The 13,428-nt window shown below is 68.8% G+C and carries 2 protein-coding genes; both read left to right on the forward strand.

From position 1 onward, the window contains the following. The first annotated feature begins 32 nt into the window (after nt 1–32). A complete protein-coding gene (locus WME82_RS16335; RefSeq protein ID WP_438043585.1) occupies nt 33–11,579 on the forward strand; it encodes a tetratricopeptide repeat protein in 11,547 nt (3,848 codons plus the stop codon). A 267-nt stretch (nt 11,580–11,846) separates the two neighbouring features. Then, entirely contained in the window at nt 11,847–13,403 is a 1,557-nt protein-coding gene (locus WME82_RS16340) for a protein kinase domain-containing protein (RefSeq protein ID WP_438043586.1), read from the forward strand. Nucleotides 13,404–13,428 lie beyond the last annotated feature (25 nt).

Raw genomic sequence — 13,428 nt, forward strand, 5'->3', positions numbered from 1 at the left:
GTTCGAAGGTCGGGGCCGAGGGTCGATAATCAATGGATCTTGCGCAGCGTCTCAATCATCTCGAGTCGGTTCATGACTGGCAAGGGCTCGTCGAGGAGCTCGAGAAGGGGATTGCGGCCGAAGGGGACGCGACCCGGAAGGCGGCATATCACCTGAAGCTCGGGCGGCTGCTCGAGGAGAAGTTCCTTCAGGCCGTCAAGGCGCTGAAGCACTTCCAGGACGCCTACAAGCTGAATCCAGCGCTGTTAGAGGCGCTGGAGTCGGCTCGTTCCATCTACTGGGACCTCGGCAAGACCAACATGGTCCAGAAGCTCCTGGAGCTCGAGCTGAGGAACGCCCCCGAGGGGACCGCGGCCGCCGAGCTCCGCGTGGAGCTCGGCGACGTGCTCTGCGACGCGGGCGATTTCGAGCGCGCGACGGAGATGTACGCGAAAGGCCTCGCCGCGTCCGGCGGGACGAGCGAGGAGGCGCGGGCCTGCCTCTTCGACATGCAGGTCGATCAGTCGTCGTGGTCGGCGCGCATGGCGGAGCTGGTGGATGCGGCCGACGCGGCCGCGAGCACCGACGAGCGCAAGCGGCTGCTGCTCCGCGCGGCGCGCCTCGCGAAGCGCTTCGATCGCGGTCAGCTCGAGGACCTGCTCCGGAGGGCGTACGAGACGGCGCCTTCCGACAAGCAGGCCGCGACGATGTTCGAGGGGCTCCTCGTCGAGGCGGAGCGGCCGCAGGCGATCGTGGAGACGCAGCGACGCATCCTCGACGCGCGCGCCGGCGTGGCGCGCGGAGAGGCGGCGTTCAAATTCGGCGTCCGCTGGGCCACGCGGCACCAGAACGTCGAGATCGGATCGAAGCTCCTCGAGGAATCGCTCCGGTTCGACCCCTCGAACGAGGCTGCGTTCGCCTACCTGCGCGAGCTCTGGGGGACGAAGGAGGGCAACTGGGAGCGCGTCGCGTCGCTGGCGGAGAGCGCTGCCAACCAGAACGGCAGCTCCCCGTACATGATCGCGCAGGCGGGCGGCATCGCCTGGCGCCAGCTCGGTAACCTCATCCGGGCCCGGAGCTGGTTCGAGAGGCTCTCGGCGGTCGCCCCGACGCACCCGAGCGTGAGCGCGTTCGAAGCGCAGATCGGCGAGCGCCTCACGGCCGCTCCTGTCGCGCCGTCCGCGCCTCCCCCGGCTGCTGCCGCGCCCGCGCCCGTTGTCGTCGCGCCCGCGCCTGTTGTCGTCGCGCCGGCCGCGCCTGCGCCCGTGGCCGTCGCGCCTGCGGACGCCACGCCGCTTCCCACGAGCGCGCCTGCGCCCGTCAGCGCGCCGGCCCCGCTCAGCGTGCCGGCCCCGCTCAGCACGCCGGCCCCGGTGAGCGCGCCGGCCCCGGTGAGCGGCAGGGCGAGCGCGCCCGCGAGCGCTCCTGTGGACGCCTCGTCGGTGGACGAGCGCGACGCGAGGTCCTCGGTGGCCGACATCGAGCCGCCGCCTCCTGCGCGGGCTCCCGCCGAGAGCAGGCCTGCGGATTCGGAGGTCGGCCGGCGGCCGACAGCGCCGCCGCCTCCCGGCGCGGAGGTCGCGGGCCGCGTCGAGGAGCTCAAGGCCAAGGCCCAGAAGCAGGAGCAGGCCAAGCGGTACAACGAGTACGTCAAGACGCTGATCGAGATCGCCGAGGCGGTCTCGGATCCTGCCGAGAAGATCGACAACTACGCGAAGGCGGCGGAGCTCTACTCGGGCAAGTTCTCGAACGCGGCCGAGGCGGTGAAGTGCTACGAGTCGATCCTCGCGATCGACGGCGAGCACGCGCAGGCGATCGACTTCCTCCGCCAGAGCTACGAGAAGCGGCGCGACTGGGAGAAGCTCATCGGGCTGCTCCGCCGCGAGGCCGCGGCGCTCCCGGAGGGCGGCGATCGCGCCGCGAAGTACCTCGAGATCGCGAAGCTCGCGTCGGAGCGGGTGAAGAAGGTCGACTTCTGCATCGAGCTCTGGGACGAGGTCCTCGCGAACGACCCGGAGAACCCCGAGGCGCTGAACGCGCTGGCCGGGCTCTACGAGAAGAACAAGGACTACCAGGCCTTCGCGAGGGTGCTGCAGAAGCAGGTCGACACGACCTTCGACAGCACCCAGAAGCTCGCGCTCCTCAGCAAGCTCGCGCAGCTCTACGGCGAGCGCCTCAAGGACGACGAGGCGGCCGTCAAGGCCTGGCAAGAGGTGATCGCGCTGAACCCCCAGGACCGCAAGGCCCAGGAGGCGCTCAAGAAGGCGTACCTCCAGCTGCAGCGCTGGGACGACCTCGAGGTGTTCTACGCCGAGAGCGGCAAGTGGGACGAGTTCATCCGGGTCCTCGAGTCGCAGGAGGCCAAGGAGACCGACGACGCGGCCAAGATCAGCCTGCTGGTCAAGATCGCCGAGCTCTGGATGGTCCAGAAGCAGAAGGCGGATCGCGCCGCGCGCGCCTACGAGAAGGTGCTCTCGATCGACGGCTCGCACCTCGCCGCGGCCGAGGCGCTCATCCCGATCTACACGCAGGCGAACAACCCGAAGGGGCTCGCCGGCGCCATCGAGGTGAAGCTCTCGCACGACCAGGACGACGTCTCCCGGCTCGACCTCTACCGGCAGGTCGCGGCGCTCTACGAGACGCGCCTCAAGGAGCCGCAGCGGGCGTTCGAGCGTTACCTCTCGGCCTTCCAGATCGCCCCGCAGGACGAGCAGTGCATCGATGACGTCGAGCGCGCCGCGCGCTTGACGGAGGGGTGGGACGCCCTGATCCAGGCCTACTCGTCGGCGATCTCGCGCGCCGAGGGCGAGGGGGACATCGCGCTCGGGGTCGATCTCCGGCTCCGGCTCGGGCGGGTGTTGCTCGACGAGGTGAAGCGCATCGACGAGGCGCTCTCGCAGTTCCGCGCCGTGTACGAGGCGGACGGCGAGAACCAGGCCGCGATCGGCGCGCTGGAGCGGCTCTACCGCGAGACGGGCCGGTTCGGCGAGCTGCTCGGCATCTACGAGAAGAAGCTCGGCATCGTCACCGAGCCGGAGGAGCGCAAGCAGATCCTCTACGCGATCGCGGAGCTCTACGAAGGGGAGCTGCGCGACGCGGCGCAGGCGATCGGGACGTACCGCCAGGTGCTCGACGACGAGCCGATGGACCCGCAGGCGCTCGCGGCGCTCGACAAGCTCTACCGCGAGCAGCAGGACTGGGAGTCCTACGTCGACGTGCTCCGCAAGCGGATCGACTCTCCGCTCGACGAGCAGGCGCTCATCGACCTCAAGTTCCGGCTCGGGAGCACCCTCGAGAAGCACCTGAACGATGCGGCCGGAGCGCTCGAGAACTACAAGGAAATCCTGATCCTCGATCCGGGCAACGACGCGGCGCGCCTCGCGCTCGAGGCGCTGCTCTCGAACGAGTCGCTGCGGGCCGAGGCGGCGGCCATCCTGCAGGAGATCTACGAGGGGCGCGGCGACTGGGAGAAGCTGATCCAGGCGCTGGAGATCCTCGCCGCGGCCGAGGGCGACACGGCGACCCGCGTCGCGCTGCTCCGGAAGGTGGCGCGGACGGCGGCCGAGAGCCTGAGCGACCTGGGCCGCGCGTTCGACGCGCAGTCGCGGGCGCTCAAGGACGACCCGTCGCACGCCGAGACGCGGGCGGAGCTCGAGTCGCTCGCCGCGCAGGCGGGCGCCTGGGACAGGCTCGACGTCATCTTCAGCGAGATCGCCGATTCGCTGAGCGACGCGCGGCTGAGCCGCGAATACTGGATGCGCCTCGGGAGCATCCACGAGCGGCTCGGCAAGGTCGAGGAGGCGGCGAACGGCTACCTCCGCGTGCTCTCGATCGATCCCGCCGACTCGGAGGCGCTGGAGGCGATGGACGAGCTCTACCGGCGCACCGAGCGCTGGGGCGATCTCATCGGCGTCTACCGGCGCCGCATCGAGCTCGTGCACGAGCCGTCCGAGCGCGAGGGCCTCTATGCGCAGATGGCCGAGGTCTACGAGCAGCGGCTCGGGCAGCCGGAGGAGGCGATCGCCGCGTACCGCGAGGTCCTCTCCATCGACAACACGAGCCTGGTGGCGCTCGCGGCGCTCGACGGGCTCTTCAGCCGCCAGGGCATGTGGGAAGAGCTGGCGGACAACCTCGAGGCGCAGCTCGGCATCGCGGTCGAGGAGGAAGCGCAGATCCGGCTGATGCTCCGGCTCGCCGCGCTGCGGGAGTCGCGGATGCGGCTCGTCGACTCGGCGATCGACATCTACCGGCAGGTGCTCGAGCGCGAGCCGACCAACGTCGAGGCGCTCGGGGCGCTCGAGCGCCTCGGGAAGGTCGCCGAGCACGAGCTCGCGATCGCGGAGATCCTCGAGCCGCTGTACCGCCAGTCGGGCGACTTCCAGAAGCTCATCGGGGTGCACGAGGTGCAGGTGCGGCGCAGCGACGACGTGACCCGTCGCGTCGAGCTGCTCCACCAGATCGCCGTGCTCTACGAGGATGCGGGCAGCGACCTCAGCTCGGCCTTCGACACCTACGCGCGGGCGCTGAGCCAGGATCCGGCCTCGGAGTCGACGCAGGAGGGGCTCGACCGGCTCGCGCGCGCGACCGGCCGCTTCGCCGACCTGGCGCGCGTGTTCGAGACGCTGGCGGCGCAGCAGACCGACGCGGAGCTCGCGAGCTCGCTCTACACGATGAGCGCTCGGATCTACGAGGGAGACCTCGGGGACATGGACAGCGCCGTCGGGCACTACCGGCGCGTGCTCGAGATCGATCCGCGCAACCTGCACGCCGCCGAGTCGCTCGAGCGGCTGTTCAGGACCTCGGAGCGCTACAACGAGCTGTCGCAGATCCTCCAGCAGAAGGCGGACATCCTCGACGACCTGAGCGAGAAGAAGCTCGCCCTCTTCCAGGCCGCGAGCCTCGAGGAGGAGGTGCTCGAGCGGCACGATCAGGCCATCGCCGTCTATGGCAAGGTGCTCGAGCTCGACGCCGAGGATCTGCGGGCGATCGACGCGCTGACGAAGCTCTACCTCAGCCTCTCACGCTGGCAGGAGCTCCTCTCGGTCTACGCGAAGAAGGCCGATCTCGTCCTCGATTCGAACGAGAAGAAGCGCATCTACTACCAGATCGGCGCGGTGTACGAGCGCGAGCTCGGCAACGTCGCGAGCGCGATCGACACGTACCAGCGCGTGCTCGAGATCGATCCGGACGATCTCCAGGCGCTCGGGCGGCTCGACGTGCTCTACCAGACGTCGCAGAACTGGCTCGAGCTGCTCAGCGTGCTCCAGCACGAGGCGGAGATCACCGCGGATCCGGCGGAGGGCATCAGCTACCAGTACCGGATCGCGGAGCTCTACGAGAAGCACCTCGACGACGTGTCCCGGGCGATCGAGCTCTACCGCGATCTCTTGCAGCAGATGCCCGATCACGAGCCGACGCTGCGGGCGCTCGAGCAGATCAAGGACGGCAGCCGCGAGCCGCTCGGCGCCGCGCTGGTGCTCGAGCCGATCTACGACGCGTCCGGCGAGTGGCAGAAGCTGATCAGCGTGCTCGAGGTCCGGGTCAAGGTGGCCGAGGACCCGTACGAGAGGGTCGATCTGCTCCACCGCATCGCGCGCCTCTCGGAGGAGATGCTGAGCGACCACGTCACCGCGTTCGAGACGTACGCGCGGGCCGTGACGTGCGATATCGGCAACGAGGAGTCGCTCTCGAACCTGGAGCGGCTCGCGATGATGGTGAACCGCTGGCCGCAGGTCGCCGCGCTGTACGACACCGAGCTCGGCCGGCTCGGCGAGGAGCCGGCGCGCTTCGTGGAGCTCGGGCTTCGGCTCGCGCAGATCTTCGAGACGCAGCTCGACGACATCGACAGCGCCGTCGCGCGCTACAGGCGCGTGCTCGAGGTCGAGCCGGAGAACCAGACCGCGATCGCGTCGCTCGATCGCCTGTTCACCGCGACCGAGCGGTGGGGCGATCTCGTCACCATCCTGTCGCGCGAGTCGGAGATCGCGCAGTCGCCGGACGAGATCCTCGAGTTCAAGTACCGGCTCGGCGTGGTCTATCAAACGCGTCTCAACGACCTGCCCGCGGCCATCGGGGCGTACCGCGAGGTGCTCACGGCGGCGCCCGAGCACTCGCCCACGCTCGAGGCCCTCGAGGGGCTCTTCGCGGCCGGGATCAAGCAGATCGAGATCGGCGCCATCCTGGAGCCGCTCTACCAGGCGGCGGCGGAGTGGGAGAAGCTCGGCGGGGTGCTCGAGGCGGAGCTCACCCACCTCACCGAGGCGCAGGAGCGGCAGGCGATGTACTACCGGCTCGGGGAGCTCCAGGAGGAGCGCCTCATCTCGCCGGACGGGGCCCTCGCCGTCTTCATGCGGGCGTTGAAGGAGTACCCGGGCGACGAGAAGACGCTCGAGGAGGTCGAGCGGCTCGCCGGCTCGGTCGACGGCGGCTGGGAGATGCTCGCCAACGCGTACGCCGACGTGCTGGGCATCCACAGCGACAAGGATGTCCAGACCGGCATCGGCAAGCGGCTCGCGCGGGTCTTCGAGACCGACCTCAGCGACGTCGCCAAGGCCGAGGAGACGTACCGGTACGTGCTCGGCATCGAGCCGCTCGAGGCCGAGGCGCTCTCGAACCTCGATCGGATCTACACGCAGCTCGAGCAGTACCCGGAGCTCGCGAGCGTGCTCGAGCAGCGGGTGCGCGCGACCGAGGATCGCCCGGAGCTCGTCGACCTGTACCTCCGGCTCGGGCAGACGTACGAGGAGCGGCTCGGTCAGCTCGACGACGCCATCCGCGCGTTCCGGCGCATCTTCGACGAGCTCGAGACGACGAACGAGCAGGCGATCAGCGCCCTCGAGCGCATCTACACGGCCAAGGGGGCCTGGACCCAGCTCAAGGTCGTGCTGGAGCGGGAGCTCGAGAACGCGATGGGCGACAGCCAGGAGGCCGACATCCGCGCCAAGATGGCGCACCTGCTCGCCGATCGGCTGAACGACGTCCAGGGCGCGGTCGAGACCTGGAAGCGCGTCCTCGACCTCCGGGGCGAGGATCCGGAGGCGCTCGGGGCGCTGTCCAACCTCTATGAGCGCGTGGGGCAGTGGTCCGAGCTCTGCGACGTCCTCGAGCGGCATTACGACATCGCGATCGACGATGAGTCGCGCGTCGCGGTGCTGCTCCGCCGCGCCAAGCTGTTCCACGAGCAGCTCGGCCGCGACGACTCGTCGCTCGACGACTACCAGCGCGTCCTCGACATCGACTACGCGAACCTCGAGGCGCTCTACGCCATCGCGGCGATCTGGCGGCTGCGCAACGAGCCCGAGCAGATCGTGAGCTCTCTCCACCAGACGGTGGATCGGGCGCGGGACGTGCTGCCGGCCGAGAACGTGATCGCGCTGTACCGCGAGCTCGGGACGACCTACCAGCACGTCCTCGGGCAGGCGTACGACGCCATCGACGCCTGGAGGAAGCTGCTCGAGGTCGACCCGAAGGACTTCGAGGCGATGGCCGCCCTGGAGAACCTGCTCCGGGCCGAGGGGCGCTGGGTCGAGGTCATCGACGTGAAGATGGGCCGGGCGGCGGCCTACGAGTCGCCGGCGGACAAGGTGCGCGAGTACCTCGAGGTGGCGCAGATCTGGGAGCACCAGGTCGAGGAGAAGGACCGGGGCACGCTCGCGTACGAGAAGGTCCTGGAGCTCGAGCCGACGCACGACCAGGCCTTCGCGGCGCTCGAGGAGCTCCACGACGCGGCCCGGCGGAGCGAGCCGCTCATCGAGCTCTACCTCGCGCGGCTCGAGTCGCGCGAGGAGGTCTCCGACAAGACCGACATCCTCCGCAAGGTGGCCCGGGTCTTCGAGGAGCAGCTCGAGGACAAGCCGCAGGCCTTCGACGCGCTGCTCACGGCGTTCGAGATGGACTTCTCCGACATGGACACGGTCCGCTACCTCGAGCGCATGGCGCAGGCGACGAACCGCTGGCCCGAGCTCGTGCAGACGGTGAACGGGTGGCTGCAGCAGCAGACGGCCCCGCTCCAGAAGATCACGCTCTGCCTGCGCCTCGCCAAGTGGTACGCGGAGGACCTCGGTCACCCCGAGTACGCCCAGCCGTACTACCAGCAGATCCTCGCGCACGACCCGAACAACGTCGCCGTGCTGCGCCAGATGGCGAACTTCTTCAAGAAGACCGGCCAGTGGCAGCAGCAGGGGCAGATGCTGACGAGCGCCCTCAACGTCGCGGTCACCGACGTCGATCGGAAGGAGGTCCTGACCGAGCTCGGCGAGGTCCTCGAGAAGCACATGGGCGAGGTCGAGCAGGGGCTCAGCTTCTACCGGCGCGCCCTCGACGTGGATCCGCTGCACCTGCCGGCCCTCGAGGCGCTGGAGCGGATCTACACGGATCGCGATCAGTCGAACGATCTCGTCGACGTCCTGCTCCGCAAGGCGCGGGCCGTGAACGAGTCCGACGTCGTCGCGGCCGTGAAGCTGCGCACGGCCGGCCTCTACGAGTCCAAGCTCGGCCTGATCGAGAAGGCCGGCGCGGTCTACCGCGAGGTGCTGGACATCGACGCCTCGAACCTCCTCGCGATGCGGGGGCTCGAGCGCGTCTACACGGCGACGCACCAGTGGCCCGATCTCGTGCGCGTCCTCGAGATGCAGCTCGACGTGGTCACCACGGAGCGCGAGCGCATCGACGTGCTGATGAAGATCGCGACCCTCCAGGAGGCGCAGTTCCTGAAGCCCGATCTGTCGGCCGCGCGCCTCGAGCAGGTGGTCGAGATCGACCCGAGCCACGAGCCCGCGCTCGAGGCCCTGGAGCGCTGCTATCGCCGGCTCCGCCAGTGGCACGATCTCATCAACACCTACGATCGCCACATCACCGCGGCGGAAGATCGGCAGAAGAAGATCGAGCTCTGGTCCCACACGGCCAAGGTCTACGCAGAGGAGATCGAGGACCTCGACCGCGCCATCGACGCGTACCTGAACATCGTCGACATCCAGGACACGCACATCCCGGCCCTGGAGGCGCTGGCGAAGCTCTACGAGAAGCAGGACAACTCGGCGAAGGCCATCGAGTACATGACGCGCGTCGCCGACCTGACGGCCGACGGCAAGCAGCGCGTCGAGATGTACTTCCGGATCGGCCGGCAGCTCGACGAGAAGCTCGGCGAGCGGGTCCAGGCCCAGGAGCGCTTCGAGATGGCGCTCGATCTCGATCCGTCGCACGTGCCGACGCTGGCGGCGCTGCGGGTGATCGCGATCGACGCGGCCGACTGGGACCGGGCGGCGCGTTACCTCGATCAGGAGCAGATGAACACCGACGCGCCCCGCGCCAAGGCGCGGCTGCTCGTCGAGCTCGGCAAGCTCCGGGACGACATGCTCGGCGAGCACGCGCTCGCGGTGCAGGCGTACGAGATGGCGCTCCAGAGCGATCCCGACAACGAGGACGCCGCGATGCCGCTCCTCAACGAGTACGTCTCCACGGAGCGGTGGGCCCAGGCCGAGCCGCTCGCGGAGATGCTCGTCAGGAAGAGCGGCAAGCGCGATAGGTCAGAGCAGCACCGGCTGCAGCGGACCTTCGGGCGGGTCCTCGATCGGCTCGGCAAGGACGACGCCTCGCTCAAGGCGTACACGGCCGCGCACAACCTCGATCTGACCGACCAGGAGACGATCCGGGGCCTGGCGGACGTCAGCTTCAAGCTCGGCGATTGGGCGAGCGCGCTGACGAACTACCAGAAGGTGCTCACCAGCCTCGACGAGGCCGAGACCGAGGAGCGCGCGACCGTCTACTACAAGCTCGGCTGCATCAAGCAGGCGCAGGGGCAGTCGAAGCAGGCGGTCAACAACTTCGAGAAGGCGCTCGGGGCCGATCCCGCGCACCGGCCGACGCTCGAGGCGATGGTCGCCGTCTACGACGCGCTCAAGGACTGGAAGCAGGTCTGCCACTACAAGCGGCTGATCCTCGACAACATCATGGACGGCCCCGAGCGGTTCAGGATGTTGAACGACATCGGCGACATCTGGGTCGACAAGGAGAACAACATCCCGAAGGGCGTGGAGGCCCTGGAGGAGGCGCTCGACCTGGAGCCGCAGAACCACGTGCTGCTCCACAAGCTGCTCCAGCTCTACCAGCGCACGGGGCAGTGGGAGCGGATGGTGGACTGCCTCCAGCGCATCGCGGAGCTGGAGCCGCAGCCGGATCGGAAGAGCCGTTACCTCTACACGATGGCGCAGATCTACCGCGACAAGCTGGACGATCCGGCGCGCGCGGTGGAGCTGTTCAACGACACGCTGGACCTGAACCCGCACTCCCTCGAGGCCTTCGAGCGCATCAACAAGATCCTCACGGCGCAGAAGGAGTGGAAGCAGCTCGAGCGGGCGTACCGCAAGATGCTGCACAGGGTCGCCGGCAAGGGGAACACGGACCTCGAGTACAGCCTCTGGCACGCGCTCGGGCTCATCTACCGTGATCGGCTCGGCGACAGGACGGCCGCCCTCGAGACGTTCCGCATGGCGTCGCGGCTCAAGCCCGAGGACGCGACGGAGCACCTGATCCTCGCGGAGCTCTACGAGCAGTCGGAGCAGTTCGATCTGGCGACCGGCGAGTTCCAGGCGATGGTCAAGATCGATCCGATGAAGATCGACCCGTACAAGCGGCTCTACCGCCTGTACGTGGACAGCAAGCGCTACGACCAGGCCTGGTGCGTCGCGGCGGCGCTGTCGTTCCTCCGCAAGGCCGATCCCGACGAGCAGCAGTACTTCGAGGACTACCGCCCGCAGGGGCTCATCCAGGCGAAGAGCCGGCTCGACAACGAGCAGTGGATCAGGAACCTGTTCCACGAGGAGGAGAACCTCTACGTCGGCAAGATCTTCGAGATGATCGCGGGGGCCGCGCTCAGGGCGAAGATCGAGACGCTCAAGCAGCGCCGTGAGCTGCCGGTCCTCGATCAGCGCTTCCTGCAGGATCCGGCGACCTCGACGGTGACGTTCGCCCGGACCTTCGGGTGGGCGGCCAACGTCCTCGGCCTGCCGGCGCCGCGGCTCTACGTGCGGAGCGACGTGCCCGGCGCGCTCGTCGCGGTGGCGAACGAGCAGCCGGCGTCCGTCGCGGGTCAGACCGTGCTGACCGGGTTCTCGCCGCAGGAGCTCACGTTCATCGTCGGCAAGCACCTCGCGATGTACCGCGGCGAGCACTACATCAAGACGCTGTTCCCGACGGTCACCGAGCTGACGGTGCTCCTCTTCGCCGGGATCAAGCTCGTCGCGCCCGACACGTCGGTCCCGCCGGACATCGAGAAGCAGATCACGGCGACCGCGCAGACGCTCCGCGGGTTCATGCAGCCGATGCAGCTCGAGGGGCTCCGCATGGTGGTCAAGAAGTTCCTTGCGGAGGGCGCGAAGGCCAACATCAAGCGGTGGGTCCAGTGCGTCGACATCACCGCGGCGCGCACCGGCCTGCTCCTCTCGGGCGATCTCGAGATCGCGAAGAAGATCATCGCCGCCGAGCCGCAGCAGCCCGGGGATCTCCCGCCCCAGGACAGGCTCAAGGAGCTGATCGTCTTCTCGACGAGCGATCAGTATTTCGCGCTGCGTCAGGCGCTCGGGATCGCCATCGGCGAGGGGTGATCCCGCGTGGCAGCAGGGCCTAAGTAGCGGAATTCACCCCAATAACCGGAGCCCCCGGGGCATTCAGGGGAGCGCGCGCGCGCTCCTCGCCCCGGGGCTCTGCTGTGCCGGAGGGATGCACATCTCCATGAGTCTGCTTGACGAGTCAGCAATCCTTACGAACGATCAGGTGCTGTGACCTCGTCATCGATGATCGTCCGGCTCCCCGTGCAGTCCGCGAGAGGCTTCGGGAGATACAGGCTGATCGCAAAGCTTGGGCAGGGAGGGATGGCCGAGGTCTTCCTCGCTGCGCATCGCGGTCCGCTCGGGTTCGAGAAGCTGGTCGTGATCAAGCGGCTCAAGCCGGGGATCGCGACCGAGCCCGAGGTCAACGCGATGTTCCTCGACGAGGCGAGGCTCGCCGCGCGGCTGAACCACCCGAACGTCGTGCAGACGTACGAGTGCGGCCAGATCGACGAACAGTACTACATCGTGATGGAGTACCTGGAAGGGCACTCGCTCGATCGGATCTGCAGGAAGATCGACCCGTCGCGTCACCGCGCGGTCTACCTGGCGATCCTCGCCGACGCGCTCGCCGGGCTCCACTACGCGCACGACCTCATGGATTTCAACGGTCAGCCGCTCCATGTGGTCCACCGCGACATCAGCCCGCACAACATCTTCGTCACCTACGACGGGCAGGCGAAGGTCGTCGACTTCGGCATCGCGAAGTGGGCGACGCGGGACGCGGACACCAGCACCGGCGTCGTGAAGGGGAAGATCCGGTACATGGCGCCGGAGCAGGCCCTCGCGACGATGGTCGATCGCCGCGCGGACATCTTCTCGATGGGCCTCATCTTCTGGGAGCTCGTCGTGGGCGAGCGCTTCTGGGGGGATCTCTCCGACGTGCAGATCCTCCAGCGGCTCACGTTCGGCGAGATCCCGAAGCTGCGCGAGCGGTGGCCCGCGGCGCCTGACGCCCTCGAGCGGATCTGCTCGCGCGCGCTCGCGATGGCGCCCGAGGAGCGGTACGCGACGGCGGCCCAGATGCGTGACGACGTCGAGGCGTACCTGGCGACGATGGGCCGCCGCCCCTCCTCGGCCGAGATCGGTCGCCTCATCGGTGAGACCTTCGCGCACCGCCGCGCCGAGGTGAGGTCCGCGATCAGCGACCAGCTGGGGCGGCTCCACGCCGGCGCGGCCGAGGGCGGGGAAGAGTTCGAGATCCTGCCCGTGCTCGAGGAGCGCGGCGCCGTGCCGTGGTCTCAGCGCATGCCGCTCTCGCAGATGTCGCAGCAGTTCTCCGCGCCGGTCGGGGACCAGATGCTGGGCGACGACCCGTCGCGCGAGGACAGCATCTCGAACCGCCAGACGATCCCCACGATCATGGTCGCCAACACCAAGTCGACCCGGCGAAAGGCGCTATGGAGCGCGGGGATCGCCGTGCTCTCGGTGCTGCTGATCGGCGGCGCGTGGGCGGTCCTCGCGCTCCGCCCCACGACGCCCCCGGCGGAGGGCGATGTTCCTCCGGAGACCAGGGGCGATCCTACGACCACCCCTCCTCCGACCTACGCGCCCCCGGTCGCCAACCTCGTCGAGCTCCGGATCATCGCCACGCCGCTGGACGCGAAGATCTACCTCGACGACGTGGAGCTCCCCAGCAACCCGTTCTTCGCGAGGTTCAGCCGGGATGGCACCGGGCACCGCATCCGGGTCGCCGCCGACGGGTACACCCCGGAGGCGCGCTTCGTGGTGTTCACGCGCGACGAGGTGCTGACCATCAACCTCCGCCCGGTGCCGTCGACGTCCCCCAAGGCAGGCGGCGGCACCGCGCCTCGGAAGTGAACGGCAGCGCCGCGGGCTCGGCGTA

This window comes from Sorangium sp. So ce128, from assembly GCF_051525245.1.
In the GTDB taxonomy this organism is placed as follows: Bacteria; Myxococcota_A; Polyangia; order Polyangiales; family Polyangiaceae; genus Sorangium; species Sorangium cellulosum_B.